The organism is Pseudomonas sp. S3_A09 (genome assembly GCF_054668065.1).
Genome location: NZ_CP162752.1, coordinates 2,022,223 through 2,037,845, shown reverse-complemented (window position 1 = coordinate 2,037,845; position 15,623 = coordinate 2,022,223). Strand labels below are relative to the sequence as shown.

The following is a 15,623-nucleotide window of genomic DNA, read 5'->3' as shown; positions in this document are numbered from 1 at the left end:
AGACGCGTTTGAAATGAGGGTTTGTTCATTTCTCGCTAAGTGATTCGGTGTTTTTCGCCGTGGCTTTCACCGTTACCCACCAGGGAGTGTGTTGCTCGATGTGCACCGGCAGTGTCGGCAGCAGCGCGTTGAGCGCCAGCGTGGTGTCGTGCAGTGGGAAGCTGCCGGTGATGCGCAGGTCAGCCACGTTTTTATCCACCCCCAGGTAACCGGTGCGGTAACGGCTGAGCTCCTCGACCACCTCGCCCAGGCGCGCGTTGTCGACCACCAGCATGCCGCGGGTCCAGGCATCGGTGGCGGGAGTGACGGCAAGCAGCGGGCCGAGGCCGTCGCTGCGCATCAGCACTTGTTGGCCTTCCTTGAAAACCTGTTCCTGGTGCAGCGCCTCGGGTTGGGCCGCCACGGCCGATTGCAGCACGCTCAAGCGTGTGGCGTCGTCTTCGCGCCTGACGATAAACCGTGTGCCCAGCGCCCGCAGGCTGCCATCGCGGGTTTGTACATAGAACGGGCGTTCATCGTTGTGGCCGGTTTCGACCAGGATTTCACCTTCCTGCAACACAACCAGCCGGCGTTTTTCATCGAAACGCACGTCGATGGCGCTGTGGGTATTGAGGTTGATCAGCGTACCGTCCGACAGCTTCAGCGTGCGCTGCTCACCCGTGGCGGTACGTTGGTCGGCCAGCCAATAGTGGATCGGCACATAGCGCTCACCGGCAAACAGCGCCAGGCCAATGACCAACGCGACACTTGCCAGGCCACTGCCCAGCTTGCGCACACGCTGGCGAATACCTTCACGCGATTGCAGCAATGCTGCCCGCGCCGGGCCTGAGGCTACGCTGAAACGCTGGTCGAGCATGCCCAACTGACGCCAGGCGCGGGCATGTTCTTCATCGCTGGCCAGCCATTTATCGAACTCTTCACGCTCGATTGCGCTGCCGTCACCCGAATCAAGGGACAACTGCCAGGCGATCGCCGCATCCAGCACGCGGGCCGACACCGGTCTGGAACTGATCACCGTCACTGCGGCTCGCCATACAGCGCGATGTAGCACTGGCGAATGCCTTGGGCCAGGTACTGGCGCACGCGGGGCACCGACACGCCGAGGCGCTGGGCGATTTCGGCGTGGCCCATGCCGTCGAGACGGTTATAAAGGAAGGCGGCGCGGGCCTTGCTCGACAGCTTGCCGAGCAGGCGGTCGATGGCCTTGAGGTCTTCGAGGATCAGGTGCTGTTCTTCCGGCGAAGGGTGTTCACTTTCCGGGATCAGCATCAGTTCGGTGAGGTAGGCCTGTTCCAGGGCGGCGCGACGGAAGTAATCGAACAGCAAGCCCTTGGCGATCGCCATCAGGAACGCACGGGGTTCGCGGGGCGCGCGCAACTCGTCACGGCCCAGCAGACGCATGAAGGTGTCCTGGCTCAGGTCTTCGGCGCGGCTCGGGCAGGCCACGTTGCGTCGAAGCCAGGCCAGCAGCCAGCCACGATGGTCGCGATACAACGCGCCAACAAGCTCACTGTGTGGATTCTGGATCGACGACAAGGCATCACCTGGTAAACGGGATGTTTAAACTAACGAGAATTATTCGCGATTGTGGCAGAGCCGTGGTGTAGGCGCAATTGGCGTTTGTCGGGAGATGACATTAAAACGATGGCGCGTGTTGACGCCGTTTCCATTGGCTCAAACGCTCTTGCAACGCCTGTGGCGTATCGATGTGCTGCTGGCGCGCGCGGCTGAACAGGATGAGCATCAGCTCCGCCGTGGCCAAAGCATCGGCGCTGGCGTGATGACGTTCGCCCACGTGCAGGTTGAAGTGATTGATCCAATCGTCCAGCCCGGCTTCGCGGATATGCGCCTCGGGGCACAATAGGGGAGCGATGTCTGCAACGTCGAGAAACGGATGGGTCAGGCGGTAACCCAGGCTGTCCTTGAGTGCCCGGCACAGCATGTGTTGATCGAACGGCGCATGGAAGGCGAGTAATGGGCTGTCACCGACAAAGTCCATGAAGTCCAACAACGCGTCCACCGGATCGCTGCCGGCCGCGATCGCACTGGGGCCGAGGCCGTGGATCAACACGCTGGGGCTGAGTTTGGTTTCAGCCCGTTGCAGGGTGCGTTCGAACAGTTGCGAGAAATCCACCGCACCGTCTTCGATCACGACCGCGCCGATGGACAGTACCTGATCACGATTGAGGTTGAGGCCGCTGGTTTCCAGGTCCACCACCACCCAGCGCTGGTTGCGCAGGGTGTTGTTGCCCAGTGGCGTGGGACTGCGCAGTTGCGCCAGGCGCTGTTGTTGCGCACTGTCGAGCCCCGGCTTTTTCTTACGCAGCCAGTTGAACAAACTCACAGCTGATACCGCAGCGTCAGGCTGCTTTGCAGACGTTGTGCCTGGCGCAGGGATTCACGCAGGATCCGACGGTCCAGATGGTTGAGGCTGTCAGGGTCGACACGGTTGGAGTACGGCTGGTTCTCGCGGGATTGCAACTGGTGCTGCTGCATGCGGGTCTGCTGGATAAAGTGGTAGGCCTCTTCATACGCGGCGCCGTCCAGGGGCTCAATCACCTCCTTCACCACCAGTTGGCGCAGACGCTCCAAGGTGTTGTTGGCGTGGATACCATTGGCCAGGGCCAGCAGGCGCGCGCCGTCGACGAAAGGGGTCAGGCCCTGCACCTTGAGGTCGAGGGTGGCTTTTTCGCCACCTTTACGGGTCAGTACAAATTCACGGAAACGTCCTACGGGCGGCCGCTGGCGCAACGCGTTTTCGGCCAGCATGCGTTGGAACAACCGGTTGTCCGCCACTTGGTCGAGAATGGTTTGGCGCAATTGCTCGCAGCCACGTTCATCGCCCCACACCACACGCAGATCGAAATAGATGCTGGAACCCAGCAGATTCTCCGGCGTCGCCTCGCGGATAAAAGCTGCAAACCGCCGCGCCCACTCCGCGCGCGACAGGCACAGCTCCGGGTTGCCGGCCATGATGTTGCCTTTGCACAGGCTGAACCCGCACAAGGCAAGATTCTGATTGATCTGCTGGGCGAGTGGCAGCAGCCGGCCACGGATCGCTGCTGCTTCGGCGGCGTCCTTGGCATCGAACAGAATGCCGTTGTCCTGATCGGTGTAAAGCGTCTGCTCGCGACGGCCTTCGCTGCCGAAGCACAACCAACTGAACGGTACGCCGGGGTCGCCTTTTTCGGCCAGGGTCAGCTCGATCACCCGGCACACGGTGTGATCGTTGAGCAGCGTAATGATGTGGGTGATCTGAGTGGACGAGGCCCCATGGGCCAGCATGCGTTCGACCAACTGGCCGATCTCGCCGCGAATCGCCACCAGGTTGTCCACCCGCGGTGCGTTGCGGATGGTGCGCGCCAGATGCACCAGGTCCACCCGTTGCAGTGAAAACAGGTCGCGTTCGGACACTACACCGCACAGGCGCTGGTCCTTGACCAGGCAGACGTGGGCGATATGCCGTTCGGTCATGGCGATTGCAGCGTCGAAGGCGCTGTGGTCAGGGGTCAGGAAGAAGGGCGCCTGGGTCATATGCCCTTCGATGGGTTGGCTGAAATCGCTGGTGCCATCGGCCACCACCTGGCGCAGGTCGCGCAGGGTGAAAATCCCCAGGGGCGCCTTGAGCTCATCGACGATGACGATGCTGCCCACCTGTTGCTCATGCATCAGCGTGACGGCTTCGCGCAGCGGTGTGGCTGGGCTGCACGTGACCGGATGGCGCATGGCCAATTCGCCGAGGCGCGTGTTCAGCGAGTACTGAGTGCCGAGGGTTTCCACGGCTTTTTGCTGCACTTGCTGATTGACCTGGTCCAACAGGCTGCTGACGCCACGCAGGGCAAAATCGCGAAACGGGCTGGACAGCGCGAAGAGCTTGATGAATGCCGGTTTGTTCAGTTGCAGGCAGAAGGTGTCTTCGGCGGCCTTGTGCTCGGTGCGGGTCGCCCGTTCGCCCAGCAACGCGGCCAGGGGGAAGCACTCGCCAGTGGTGATTTCGAAGGTGGTTTCGGCGCTGTCCGGTCGTTCACCCACAACCCGGCCCTGCTTGACGATATAAAAGTGTTCAACCGGCCCACCCGACGGTTTGAGGATGCTGTCGCCGGAGCCGTAAAAGCGTAACTGGCACTGTTCCACCAAAAACGCCAGGTGGGCGTTTTCCATCTGGTTGAACGGCGGGAAACGCTGCAGGAACTGCAGGGTGCCGTGAATATTCTGCAAAACAGCAGTTTTTCCCGCTTGCGCGAAAGCATCAGCTTTACTCATAACAGTGACCGCATTTTTTTGTCGTTATCGTCCTGCATGGTCGACTCCCGCGCGGCGGGTGCCCATTGGACGTAAGTCTAGGTCGATACAAACGGCACACACCTAGGGAAAAACCTTACATGACTATCGTCCAAAACCCGTAGAACGCCCACTAGGCAAACTTTCCGACGAAGTGCACATTGAACGCCCTTCCGCAGATGTCTGACGAGTGTGCTGGGAGATTGATTAGAACTGCTGAGAACCGTATGTCCGACCACGATATTTTGAGTGACGCTGAGCGCGAGGCGCTGAGCGCCGTGATGCTGGAGCCTGATTTACCGCCACAACGCGTGCTGATCGTCGACGACGACAAGGACGCACGCGAATTGCTGGCGGAAATCCTGGGACTGGACGGTATTCGCTGCATGACGGCTGACAGTGGTGAGGCGGCGTGGGATTTGTTGAAGTCGAGCAGCTCCATCGGTTTGCTGATCACCGATTTGCGCATGAACCCCGGCAACGGGCTGGAGTTGATCAAGCTAGTGCGAGATTCCACTCGCGCTGCGTTGCCCATCATCATCATGTCGGGGGACGCCGAAGCGCCAGATGTGATTGATGCGATGCACTTGAGCGTGGTGGATTTTTTGCTGAAGCCGATTGATAGCGTGAAGTTGGCGAAGATGGTCAAGCGGGAGTTGGGGATGGCGCAGTAGGGGCCGTTTGTCTGGAGTTACACCACACTGTCAATTCTGACAGTCGTTGCGGTGGGTGAAAGCATGTTCAATGGTTTGGGTGCTCTTGCCGAGCTTTTGGCCCATGACCTGAACAGGAATCTAAGTTATGCCCACTGCAGAAGATAACTGCCCTCAGGCTGACGCTGACCACGCGTTAGCGGAGTTTGAATACACCCTCAAAGGCAATCGTCTCAAATTAACCTCGCGGAGGATCATCAGGGACATTCAACGACTGATAATACCCACAGACGATGTGAACGGCTTAGGTATTAGCTTTACCTATTCTCCGAAAAGAGTCGAAGAGGGGAATAACGAATTCAACTTGTCGGAGATCTCGAAAGTAATATTTATGCTCAGTCCGTTTGAGGAATACGACCGAGCCCCCTCAGGAACGATAGAGGTCAAATATCAAATCATCCCCGAACCTACAGTAGATAGAGTCGAGCTCTCGGGCCTTGTGCGAGACGGCAAAGTCAGTAATAAAACGGGTGATGTACTTACGTTCAGCGGTACATTCAACTACGGGTTTAGTGTGCCTCTAAAGCGTTAATAAAAAGCCCTGATCTCACGATCAGGGCTTTTTCATTTACAGGCCGTTTTTATCCTTGAACTCCCGACGCCTGCGGTGCAACACCGGTTCGGTATACCCATTCGGCTGTTTGGTACCTTCAATCACCAACTCCACCGCCGCCTGGAACGCGATATTGCTGTCGAAATCCGGTGCGAGTGGGCGATACAGTTTATCCCCGGCATTTTGACGGTCCACCACTGGCGCCATGCGCTTGAGGCTTTCCATCACCTGGACTTCATTGACGATGCCGTGGCGCAGCCAGTTGGCGATGTGCTGGCTGGAGATACGCAGGGTGGCGCGGTCTTCCATCAGGCCCACATCGTTGATGTCCGGCACTTTCGAGCAGCCAACACCCTGGTCGATCCAGCGGACGACATAGCCGAGGATGCCCTGGGCGTTGTTGTCCAGCTCGTTGCGGATTTCTTCGTCGGACCAATTGGTGTTACTGGCCAAGGGAATGGTCAGAATGTCGTCCACCGACGCGCGCTCGCGCTTGGCCAGTTCGGCCTGGCGGGCGAATACGTCGACCTTGTGATAGTGCAACACGTGCAGGGCAGCCGCCGTGGGCGACGGTACCCAGGCGGTGTTGGCGCCGGCCAGTGGGTGGGCGATCTTCTGCTCGAGCATTGCGGCCATCAGGTCGGGCATGGCCCACATGCCTTTACCGATCTGCGCGCGACCTTGCAGGCCGGTGCTCAGGCCGATATCCACGTTCCAGTTCTCGTAGGCGCTGATCCATTTTTCCGCCTTCATGGCGGCCTTGCGCACCATCGCGCCGGCTTCCATGGAGGTGTGGATCTCGTCGCCGGTACGGTCGAGGAAGCCGGTGTTGATGAATACCACGCGCTCACTGGCCGCCTTGATGCAGGCCTTGAGGTTGACCGTGGTGCGGCGCTCCTCGTCCATGATCCCGACTTTGAGGGTGTTGCGCGGCAGGTTCAGCACGTCTTCGATGCGCCCGAACAGCTCATTGGTGAACGCCGCTTCTTCCGGGCCGTGCATCTTCGGTTTCACGATGTACACGGAACCCGTGCGGCTGTTTTTGCGGCTGCTGTTGCCGTTGAGGCTGTGGATCGCCGCCAGGCTGGTGATCAGCCCGTCGAGAATACCTTCCGGCACTTCGTTGCCGTCTTTGTCGAGGATCGCGTCGATGGTCATCAGGTGGCCAACGTTACGCACGAACAGCAGCGAACGGCCATGCAGGGTCACGTCCTGGCCATTCACGCCGGTGTAGACACGGTCGGCATTCATGGTGCGGGTGAAGGTCTTGCCGCCCTTGGCGACTTCTTCGGCCAGGTCGCCCTTCATCAGGCCGAGCCAGTTGCGGTAGATCACCACTTTGTCGTCGGCATCGACGGCGGCGACGGAGTCTTCGCAGTCCATGATGGTGGTCAGCGCGGCTTCCATCAGCACATCTTTGATGCCGGCGGCGTCGGTCTGGCCGACAGGGGTGCTGGCGTCGATCTGGATTTCGAAGTGCAGGCCGTTGTGTTTCAGCAGGATCGCAATCGGCTGCGCTGCAGGGCCCTGGAAACCGATCAACTGTGCGTCATCGCGCAGGCCGCTGTTGCTGCCGCCCTTGAGGCTGACGATCAGCTTGCCGTCGACGATCTTGTAGCCGGTCGAATCCACGTGGCTGCCGGCGCTGAGCGGTGCGGCCTCATCGAGGAAGGCGCGGGCGAAGGCGATGACCTTGTCGCCACGTACCTTGTTGTAGCCCTGGCCCTTTTCGGCGCCGTCGGCTTCGCTGATGGCATCGGTGCCATACAGCGCGTCATACAGAGAGCCCCAGCGCGCATTGGAGGCGTTGAGGGCGAAGCGGGCGTTCATCACCGGCACTACCAGCTGCGGGCCGGCCATGCGGGCGATCTCGTCATCGACGTTTTGGGTCGTGGCCTGGAAGTCTGCGGCTTCTGGCAGCAGGTATCCAATGTCTTGCAGGAAGGCTTTGTAAGCCACCGGGTCATGCGCCTGGCCGGCGTGGGTCTGGTGCCAGGTATCGATCCGCGTTTGGAAATCGTCGCGTTTGGCGAGTAGGGCTTTGTTCTTCGGTGCCAGGTCGTGGATGACCTTGTCGGCGCCGGCCCAGAACTGGTCGGCAGTAATGCCGGTGCCGGGAATGGCTTCGTTGTTCACGAAGTCGAACAGGACTTTGGCGACCTGCAGGCCACCGACTTGAACGTGTTCAGTCATTGCTTGCCTCACTCTGCGGAGCTTATGCGCTGTTTCAGATTTTCATTATGTAGTGCACGATTGGGCATACTACATGATGACTTGCGGTTGTGAAAATTAGACTAAATACGTCGTTTAGCGACCCACTTTGGTCGTACGGTCACAGCGGAGAACCGGATGTTCTCAAAAAACTAATGGATTGTTCCAGATAAATATAAAAATGGTACACGATTTGTTTTCAAGGGCTTGCGGGTCCACCTTGTAGATTGAATTCCAGAGGGCTTGGCCATGGACCATCTTGTACTCACAATTATCGCCGCCGACAAACCCGGGCTGGTTGAACGCATTGCGCAGAACATCGCCGCCCACGGCGGCAACTGGCTGGAAAGCCGCATGGCCCACATGGCCGGGCAGTTTGCCGGGATCCTGCGGGTCAGCGTTCCTGCAGAGCACCGTCAGGCGTTGGTCGGGGCGCTGGAGGATTTATCCACACATGGCATTCGCGTGCTGGTGGGCGAGGGCAGTAGCGGACAGGCCTCGGCCTCCAGATCGATCATGATGACGCTGGTGGGCAATGACCGTGCGGGCATTGTGCGCGAGATTACGGCGCTGCTGAGCAAGCAGAGTGTGAACCTGGAGAGCCTGAGTACCGATGTGCGCCCGGCACCCATGAGCGGCGATCCATTGTTTACCGCCGAGGCGTTGTTGCAGGTGCCAGCGGCGTTGTCCCTCGATACCTTGCAGTTATCTCTGGAAACCCTGGCCGATGACTTGATGGTGGAACTGCATCACGAGGAATAATCTGCCCACAGGGTTATGCATGGAAATCTTGCATGGGCCTGTGGATAACCTGTAGAGACCCGGCGCCAGGCCACGCCCGCCGGGCGCCTCCGTCATTTGAGCAAAAAACGAGCAATTTCAAAAGCTTGTGCACAAATGGCGGGGATCAGGTTGTGGATAACCTTGGGGTGGATGCCTGCAAGCCACGCCCGCTGTGGCTTGCAGAGGTTTGTACGTTATTTGATCAGCGTTTGCGTGCGCTGAGCCAGATATCAACGCTGTACACCACCAGGCCTGCCCAGATGAAGGCGAAGGCGGTCAGTGTGCTCGGTGCCAGGTGTTCACCGAACAGCAGCACGGCTTCCAGCAACACCAGCGTCGGTGCGACGTACTGCAAAAAGCCCAATGCGGTGTAGGGCAAATGCCGTGCGGCGGCGTTGAAACACACCAACGGGATCAGCGTCACCGGGCCGGCGGCCACCAGCCACCAGGCTTCGGACGTACTCCAGAACGCCATCTGGGCACTATGGGCGGTCGGGTTGAACAGCAACCAGGCCACTGCAATCGGCACCAGCATCCAGGTTTCCACCACAAGCCCCGGCAGCGCTTTAACGGGCGCCTGCTTGCGAATCAGCCCGTAGAAGCCAAAGGTCAACGCCAGCACCAGCGATACCCACGGCAAGCTGCCGACTTGCCACACCTGTTGCGCCACACCCACGGCGGCCAGCCCGACGGCCACCCACTGCAAGCGCCGCAGGCGTTCGCCCAGGATCAGCATGCCCAGCACCACATTCACCAGTGGGTTGATGTAGTAACCCAGGCTCGCTTCCAGCATGCGTCCGGTATTCACCGACCACACGTAAGTCAGCCAGTTGCCCGCAATCAACGAACCACTGAGGGCCAGGATCGCCAGGCGCTTGGGGTTGTCGCGCAATTCGCGGAACCAGCCGGGATGCTTCCACACCATCAACAGCAAACCGCCGAACAGCGCCGACCACAGCACGCGGTGTACGATGATCTCGGCAGCGGGTACGCTGGCGATGGCTTTGAAGTAGAGCGGGAACAGACCCCAGATGACATAGGCGCTCAGGCCCAGGATGTACCCCTTGCGGGGGTTGGCGGCTTGCATGCGGAATCCTTGCTTAGGCAGCTAACAAAGCGCAATTGTAAGGATATTTCTCAGGCAATGGGATCTGCTTTCTGTGGGAGCCGGTCTCCCACAGAACAGCCGTTAAAACAGTTTCAGGGGTTCTTCGTTCAAGGCCGAGAGTTGCTCGCGCAACGCCAGCACCTGATCGCCCCAATAACGCTCGCTGCCAAACCACGGGAAGCTGTGAGGGAACGCCGGGTCGTCCCAGCGCCGCGCCAGCCAGGCGCTGTAGTGCATCAGACGCAAGGCGCGCAGGGGTTCGATCAGCGCCAGTTCACGCGGGTCGAAGTCATGGAATTCCTGGTAGCCGTCCATCAATTCCGAGAGCTGGCCCAGACATTCCTGACGATCTCCGGCGAGCATCATCCACAGGTCCTGCACTGCCGGGCCCATGCGGCAGTCGTCCAGGTCGACGATGTGGAACATCTCGTCGCGACACATCATGTTGCCGGGGTGGCAATCGCCGTGCATGCGGATGTTCTTGTGCGGCGTGGCCTTGTACACCTCTTCCACACGCTTGAGCAGGTCGCGGGCCACGGACTCGTAGGCCGGCAGCAGGCTCTTGGGAATGAAATTGCCTTCGAGCAACGTGGTCAGGGAGTCGTGACCGAAGTTCTTCACGCCCAGGGCTTCCCGGTGTTCGAACGGGCGGGTGGAACCCACCGCATGCAAACGGCCGAGCAATTGCCCGAGGCGATACAGTTGATCGAGATTGCCCGGCTCCGGCGCGCGGCCGCCACGGCGCGGGAACAAGGTGAAGCGGAAGCCGGCGTGTTCGAACAGGCTTTCGCCGTTGTGGATCAGTGGCGCGACCATCGGGACTTCGCATTCGGCCAGTTCGAAGGTAAAGCGGTGTTCTTCGAGGATTGCTTCGTTGGTCCAACGCTGTGGACGATAGAACTTGGCGATCAGCGGTTCCGAGTCTTCGATACCCACTTGATAGACACGGTTTTCGTAGCTGTTGAGCGCCAGAACGCGAGCATCGCTGAGGAAACCGATGCTTTCGACCGCGTCGAGTACTAGGTCGGGCGTGAGTGTTTCAAACGGGTGGGCCATGCGAACTCCTGCGCGCAGCAGGGCGCCGCGTCCGGCCGGGTATGGTAACGCACACGAGCATAGATAGGTGGTGGCTGTGGGAACGCCTTCGCGAGCAAGCGCGCTCCCATATTTCACCGCGTATATCCTGTAGGAATGCGGTGGAATGTGGGAGCGGCGGTTCGACGCTTCGACTTGCTCGCGAAAGCGGTCTATCAGGCGCCGACGATACCGCCGTCATCCCGTCGAATCGCCATCACCGACGAGCGCGGCTTGCCATTCGGCAGATGCTCCGGCCAGGTCGAACCGCCGGTCTCCCCCGGATGCTGAATCCCCACAAAGAGCGTCTTCTGATCCGGCGAGAAGCTGATGCCTGTCACTTCACAGGCCACCGGCCCGACCATGAAACGGCGGATTTCCCCGGTGGCGGGGTCTGCACACAGCATCTGGTTATTGCCCATGCCTGCGAAATCTCCGGCGTTGCTGTAGTCCCCGTCTGTGAGGATCCACAAACGCCCGGCCTTGTCGAAGCCCAAGCCATCGGGGCTGTTGAACATGTTCTGCGGGTTGATGTTCGACGAGCCACCTTTTGGCGTGCCGGCGTGCACACCCGGGTTGCCGGCCACCACAAACAGGTCCCAGGTGAATGTCGAGGCACCGTGGTTATCGGCGTCGGCCTTCCAACGCAGGATCTGGCCGTAGACGTTTTTCTCACGTGGGTTGGGGCCGCCCACTGGCTGGCCCTCTTCACCCCGCTTGGCGTTATTGGTCAGGGTGCAATAGACCTGGCCATCGGTGGGGCTGACCACGATCCATTCCGGGCGGTCCATGCGTGTGGCTTTCACCACGCTGGCGGCCAGGCGGGCGTGGATCAGCACTTCGGCCTGGCTGGCAAAACCGGTGCTGGCGTCGATGCCGTTTTTGCCGTGGGTCAGCTCGACCCATTGGCCCTTGCCCTTGGGGTGGTCGGTGTTGCCGTCGCCCGCGTCGAAGATCGCCACATACAAGGTGCCGTGGTCGAGCAAGTCTTTGTTGGCCTTGGGGTTCTTGTGGTTGATCTTGTCGCGGCTGACGAACTTGTAGATGAACTCGCCGCGCTCATCGTCGCCCATGTACACCACGGCGCGGCCGTCGCGGGTTTCCGCCAAGGCCGCGTTTTCGTGCTTGAAGCGGCCCAGGGCGGTGCGTTTGGCCGGGGTGGATTGTGGGTCGAACGGGTCGATTTCCACGACCCAACCGTGGCGGTTGAGTTCGTTGGGGTTCTTGGCGATGTCGAAGCGTGGGTCGTGTTGGTGCCAGTTGATGTCTTTGCTGGCGGCGACCACGCCATAGCGTTTCTGCCCGGCGTCGAAGGTCTGTTGTGGGTTGCTGCTGCCGAAGCAGTCGGTGAAGTTCTCTTCGCACGTCAGATAAGTGCCCCACGGTGTCTTGCCGTTGGCGCAGTTCTGGAAGGTACCCAGGGCTTTTTTACCGGACTTGTCGGCGCTGGTTTTCAGCCAGTCGTGGCCGGCGGCGGGGCCGCTGAGGCGGATCGGCGAGTTGCCATGGATGCGGCGGTTGTAGCGCGAGTCCTGCACGAATTGCCAGGTGTCGCCCTTGCGGCGTACTTCGATCACTGACACACCTTCGCTGGCCTGGGCCTTGTGCACGTCTTCGGCCGACTGCGGCGCACCGCCGTGGGCGAAAAGGTAGCGATAGTTGGTGTATTCGTTGTTGATCGCCATCAGCGCGCGGTTGTCGTCACCGGGGAAGGCAAACAGGCTCATGCCGTCGTTGTTGTCGCCGAACTGTTGCTCCTGGGCCTTGGCCGTGCCGTTGCCGGACGGGTCGAAGGCCGGCGCGCTCTTGCTCAGCGGCTGGCCCCAACTGATCAGCACCGACGCGCTGTAGCCCGGCGGCAAGGTAATGGCGTCGCTGGTGGCAGCGGCGATGCTGGTGAAGCCCAGCAACGGGCTGGCGCTGGCGGCGTTGACGGCGAGAGCGCTGCGGGTCAGCAGGTTGCCGCCGAGGAACATCGCGGCGCCGCACAGGGCACCGGCACCGATGAAGCGGCGGCGGGTGAGGCCGACCATCTGCTCAAGGTCGGTGGCTTGGGTTTCTTCTAATAGGCTCATCTCAGGCTCCCTGCGGTTTTTGCAAACACCATAAGGAGCGGGCGTGACGAAATTGTTGCAGTTTAAATAGCGGGCCGCTTACACCGGTGTGCCGAGCAGCACATTGCTCGGTGCACATTGAACCCGGATCGCTTTACCTTCGGCCACGCACAGACCCTTGAGCGTGTCGGGCTGCGCCAGGGCGCATAAAACCTGGCCGTTGGGCAGGATGACACGCACTTCGCTGGGGCCGTCCTCGGCGTCGAGAATGGCGTCGACGATGCCGCTCATGCAATTGTTTCCAGTTGTTGCGAAGGCCCCGGGCGCCAGCAATTCCAGCCAGCCGGCCTTGATCAGTGCGACCACTTCCACGCCGATCTCCAGCTCTAGTCGCTGCGTGCTGTCGTGGGTGATCTGCGCAGCCAGGGTCAGCCCGCCAGCCAGTTGCAGACGGATCAGATCATTGCGGCCATGCTGCTCGATAGCGACGACCTGACCATGCAGTTGATTACGCGCGCTGGTGCGCAGCATCAAGCGGCCCAGCAGGTTGAAGTCACTGGCGGCTTCGTCAGAGCCCAGCACTTGGGCCTGCAATACTTGCAGGCGCTGATAAAGACGCAGCACGCGCTCACCTTCCGCCGTCAGCTTGGCGCCGCCGCCACCTTTCCCGCCGACGCTGCGTTCCACCAGCGGCTTTTGCGCCAGGTTGTTCAGCTCATCAATGGCATCCCACGCCGCCTTGTAACTCAACCCCGCGCTTTTCGCCGCGCGGGTGATAGAACCCTGCTCGGCGATATGCGCCAGCAGGGCAATGCGCTGGGGGCGGCGGATGATGTGTTGGCTGAGGGGCGTTGGCAGAGACATGGCAATACGCTTCGATGTGGTGGGCCGAACGTTGCGGGCAAGGTGGGACGGAGTCAAGTCAGCTGCCTGGTTTGGGCGTGCGCGCCAGGCAGTACACATCGACCTGCCGCGCCCCGGCGTTCATCAACAACCGCGCCAGGCTGTGGGCGGTGGCACCCGTGGTGAGTACGTCGTCCACCAGTACAAAGTGACGGCCTTGCACCTGGGCATCGGGCGCCAGGGCGAAAGCGCCGAGCAGGTTGCGTTTGCGGGTCTTGGCATCGAGGGCTTGTTGGGCGACGGTTTCATGGGGGCGTAACAACAAGTGTTCATCGTAGGCGATGTTTAAGGAGCTGCTGAGCCAGCGCGCCAGCATCAAGGCCTGGTTATAGCCGCGTTCACGCAGGCGCTTGCGCGCCAGGGGCACCGGTAGCAGGCAGTCGGGGCGCGTGAGTTCGGTGTTGTCGAAGCGGTGTTGCAGGTGCTGCGTCAACAACTGTGCAAGCATTTGTCCGAGGGGCCAGCGCGCCTGGTGCTTGAAGCGGCTGATCAGACAGTCGATCGGAAAGCTGTAAGTCCAGGGTGCGATCACCTGTTTGAAAGCCGGTGGATGCTGTTGGCATTGACCGCAGATCAAACCCTCCATCGGCAAGGGCAGGGCGCACAGGTTGCAGTGCGCCATCAACCAAGGCAGCTCGGTTTCGCAGGCGTTGCACACAGCATCGCAAGAGTCCGTTGCCTCATCGCAGATCAAACAGGTTTGTGTGTTTTTTGACCAGATGTAAACCTGGTGTTTGTAGTCTGGTTGACAGTGCATGAATCTTCCTTAAATATGCCGAGCATCCGTGTCGTGCCTGTGGGTATTGCCCTGCCCACAGCGCTTGCCAAAGCATAATCAAGGAATCGCCCATGAGCGCCAGCACCACCGCCACCTTGCGTCACGATTGGTCCCTCGCCGAAGTCAAAGCGCTGTTCGTGCAGCCGTTCAATGACCTGTTGTTCCAGGCGCAGACCGTGCACCGCGCGCATTTCGACGCTAACCGTGTGCAAGTGTCGACGCTGCTCTCGATCAAGACCGGGGCCTGCCCGGAAGATTGCAAATATTGTCCGCAGTCGGGCCACTACAACACGGGCCTGGAAAAAGAGAAGCTGATGGAAGTGCAGAAGGTCCTCGAAGAGGCTGCCCGCGCCAAGGCCATCGGTTCGACCCGTTTCTGCATGGGCGCCGCCTGGAAGCACCCGTCGGCCAAAGACATGCCTTACGTGCTGCAAATGGTCAAAGGCGTGAAGGCCATGGGCCTGGAAACCTGCATGACCCTCGGCCGCCTCAATCAGGACCAGACCGAGGCCCTGGCCCAGGCTGGCCTGGACTACTACAACCACAACCTTGATACGTCGCCGGAGTTTTACGGCTCGATCATCACCACCCGCACCTACAGCGAGCGTCTGCAAACCCTGGCTTACGTGCGGGAGTCGGGGATGAAGATCTGCTCGGGTGGCATCCTCGGCATGGGCGAGTCCCTTGATGACCGCGCCAATTTGCTGATCCAGCTGGCCAACCTGCCGGAGCATCCGGAGTCGGTGCCAATCAACATGTTGGTGAAGGTTGCCGGTACGCCGCTGGAAAACGCCGAAGACATCGACCCGTTCGACTTCATCCGCATGCTCGCCGTGGCGCGCATCCTGATGCCGCAGTCCCATGTACGGCTGTCGGCTGGTCGCGAGGCGATGAACGAGCAGATGCAGGCCCTGGCGTTTTTTGCCGGTGCCAACTCGATCTTCTACGGCGATAAGTTGCTGACCACTGCCAACCCGCAGGCCGACAAGGATATGCAACTGTTTTCGCGCCTGGGGATTCTGCCGGAAGCGCGCGAAGAGCATGCCGATGAAGTGCATCAGGCCGCGATCGAACAGGCGCTGGTGGAGCAAAAGAGCAGCGAGCAGTTCTATAACGCCGTTGTTTGATTGAAATGCCATCCCTGTAGGGGTGGCAAGCCAGCTCC

Annotated in this window: 14 protein-coding genes; 4 read left to right on the top strand and 10 right to left on the bottom strand. The window is 60.4% G+C overall.

Features of this window, described 5'->3' with window-relative positions; translation table 11 throughout:
• Positions 1 to 25 precede the first annotated feature (25 nt).
• The 4 genes from AB4N92_RS09705 to AB4N92_RS09690 all read right to left on the bottom strand — a co-directional run bounded on the left by AB4N92_RS09705 (position 26) and on the right by AB4N92_RS09690 (position 4,263).
• Positions 26 to 1,021 carry a FecR domain-containing protein gene (locus AB4N92_RS09705; RefSeq protein ID WP_042571456.1) on the bottom strand — a complete coding sequence of 332 codons (996 nt, stop codon included), beginning with the start codon at positions 1,019 to 1,021 and terminating at the stop codon, positions 26 to 28.
• Positions 1,018 to 1,536: an RNA polymerase sigma factor gene (locus tag AB4N92_RS09700; protein ID WP_042571457.1), complete on the bottom strand. Its 519-nt coding sequence runs from the start codon at positions 1,534 to 1,536 to the stop codon at positions 1,018 to 1,020. The genes AB4N92_RS09705 and AB4N92_RS09700 overlap by 4 nt, the downstream gene beginning before the upstream one ends.
• A 100-nt stretch (positions 1,537 to 1,636) precedes the next feature.
• The gene (locus tag AB4N92_RS09695; RefSeq protein ID WP_042571458.1) at positions 1,637 to 2,344 is read right to left on the bottom strand and encodes a 3'-5' exonuclease; all 708 of its coding nucleotides are present in this window, start codon (positions 2,342 to 2,344) and stop codon (positions 1,637 to 1,639) included.
• Positions 2,341 to 4,263 carry a putative nucleotidyltransferase substrate binding domain-containing protein gene (locus AB4N92_RS09690; protein ID WP_045791561.1) on the bottom strand — a complete coding sequence of 641 codons (1,923 nt, stop codon included), beginning with the start codon at positions 4,261 to 4,263 and terminating at the stop codon, positions 2,341 to 2,343. Before AB4N92_RS09690 ends, AB4N92_RS09695 begins: the two co-directional genes overlap by 4 nt.
• Positions 4,264 to 4,508: 245 nt before the next feature.
• Between AB4N92_RS09690 and AB4N92_RS09685 the strand changes: the two genes are divergently transcribed.
• Positions 4,509 to 4,955: a response regulator gene (locus AB4N92_RS09685; RefSeq protein ID WP_010207040.1), complete on the top strand. Its 447-nt coding sequence runs from the start codon at positions 4,509 to 4,511 to the stop codon at positions 4,953 to 4,955.
• Positions 4,956 to 5,082: 127 nt separating this feature from the next.
• Positions 5,083 to 5,526 carry a hypothetical protein gene (locus tag AB4N92_RS09680; protein ID WP_198831494.1) on the top strand — a complete coding sequence of 148 codons (444 nt, stop codon included), beginning with the start codon at positions 5,083 to 5,085 and terminating at the stop codon, positions 5,524 to 5,526.
• 36 nt (positions 5,527 to 5,562) lie between these two features.
• Here AB4N92_RS09680 and AB4N92_RS09675 read toward each other — a convergent pair whose 3' ends face one another.
• A complete protein-coding gene (locus tag AB4N92_RS09675; RefSeq protein ID WP_236266820.1) occupies positions 5,563 to 7,740 on the bottom strand; it encodes a malate synthase G in 2,178 nt (725 codons plus the stop codon).
• Between the two features lie 267 nt (positions 7,741 to 8,007).
• On the opposite strand from AB4N92_RS09675, the gene AB4N92_RS09670 reads away from it, so the two are divergent.
• Positions 8,008 to 8,520, top strand: coding sequence for a glycine cleavage system transcriptional repressor (locus AB4N92_RS09670; protein ID WP_045791562.1), 513 nt, complete (start codon positions 8,008 to 8,010; stop codon positions 8,518 to 8,520).
• A gap of 223 nt (positions 8,521 to 8,743) precedes the next feature.
• On the opposite strand, the gene rarD is transcribed toward AB4N92_RS09670, so the two are convergent.
• The 5 genes from rarD to AB4N92_RS09645 form a co-directional block, all read right to left on the bottom strand.
• Entirely contained in the window at positions 8,744 to 9,628 is an 885-nt protein-coding gene (gene rarD / locus AB4N92_RS09665) for an EamA family transporter RarD (RefSeq protein WP_010207032.1), read from the bottom strand.
• 102 nt (positions 9,629 to 9,730) lie between these two features.
• Positions 9,731 to 10,705: a serine/threonine protein kinase gene (locus AB4N92_RS09660; protein WP_236266821.1), complete on the bottom strand. Its 975-nt coding sequence runs from the start codon at positions 10,703 to 10,705 to the stop codon at positions 9,731 to 9,733.
• A 194-nt stretch (positions 10,706 to 10,899) separates the two neighbouring features.
• Positions 10,900 to 12,798 (bottom strand): PhoX family protein, encoded by a 1,899-nt coding sequence (locus AB4N92_RS09655; RefSeq protein ID WP_236266822.1) that lies wholly within the window; start codon positions 12,796 to 12,798, stop codon positions 10,900 to 10,902.
• 78 nt (positions 12,799 to 12,876) lie between these two features.
• Entirely contained in the window at positions 12,877 to 13,641 is a 765-nt protein-coding gene (locus tag AB4N92_RS09650; protein WP_236266823.1) for a TOBE domain-containing protein, read from the bottom strand.
• A gap of 58 nt (positions 13,642 to 13,699) precedes the next feature.
• Complete coding sequence (locus AB4N92_RS09645) at positions 13,700 to 14,437, bottom strand: ComF family protein (RefSeq protein ID WP_236266824.1); 738 nt, start codon at positions 14,435 to 14,437, stop codon at positions 13,700 to 13,702.
• 92 nt (positions 14,438 to 14,529) lie between these two features.
• Between AB4N92_RS09645 and bioB the strand changes: the two genes are divergently transcribed.
• A complete protein-coding gene (gene bioB / locus AB4N92_RS09640) occupies positions 14,530 to 15,585 on the top strand; it encodes a biotin synthase BioB (protein WP_236266825.1) in 1,056 nt (351 codons plus the stop codon).
• The last annotated feature ends 38 nt before the right edge of the window (positions 15,586 to 15,623 follow it).

What these genes read in the sequence shown, in the direction of transcription:
- AB4N92_RS09645 (WP_236266824.1), bottom strand. Translation starts at nt 14,437, where the DNA reads ATGCACTGTCAACCAGACTACAAACACCAGGTTTACATCTGGTCAAAA.
- AB4N92_RS09685 (WP_010207040.1), top strand. Translation starts at nt 4,509, where the DNA reads ATGTCCGACCACGATATTTTGAGTGACGCTGAGCGCGAGGCGCTGAGC.
- AB4N92_RS09690 (WP_045791561.1), bottom strand. Translation starts at nt 4,263, where the DNA reads ATGAGTAAAGCTGATGCTTTCGCGCAAGCGGGAAAAACTGCTGTTTTG.
- AB4N92_RS09650 (WP_236266823.1), bottom strand. Translation starts at nt 13,641, where the DNA reads ATGTCTCTGCCAACGCCCCTCAGCCAACACATCATCCGCCGCCCCCAG.
- AB4N92_RS09670 (WP_045791562.1), top strand. Translation starts at nt 8,008, where the DNA reads ATGGACCATCTTGTACTCACAATTATCGCCGCCGACAAACCCGGGCTG.
- rarD (WP_010207032.1), bottom strand. Translation starts at nt 9,628, where the DNA reads ATGCAAGCCGCCAACCCCCGCAAGGGGTACATCCTGGGCCTGAGCGCC.
- AB4N92_RS09660 (WP_236266821.1), bottom strand. Translation starts at nt 10,705, where the DNA reads ATGGCCCACCCGTTTGAAACACTCACGCCCGACCTAGTACTCGACGCG.
- AB4N92_RS09675 (WP_236266820.1), bottom strand. Translation starts at nt 7,740, where the DNA reads ATGACTGAACACGTTCAAGTCGGTGGCCTGCAGGTCGCCAAAGTCCTG.
- AB4N92_RS09655 (WP_236266822.1), bottom strand. Translation starts at nt 12,798, where the DNA reads ATGAGCCTATTAGAAGAAACCCAAGCCACCGACCTTGAGCAGATGGTC.
- AB4N92_RS09680 (WP_198831494.1), top strand. Translation starts at nt 5,083, where the DNA reads ATGCCCACTGCAGAAGATAACTGCCCTCAGGCTGACGCTGACCACGCG.
- bioB (WP_236266825.1), top strand. Translation starts at nt 14,530, where the DNA reads ATGAGCGCCAGCACCACCGCCACCTTGCGTCACGATTGGTCCCTCGCC.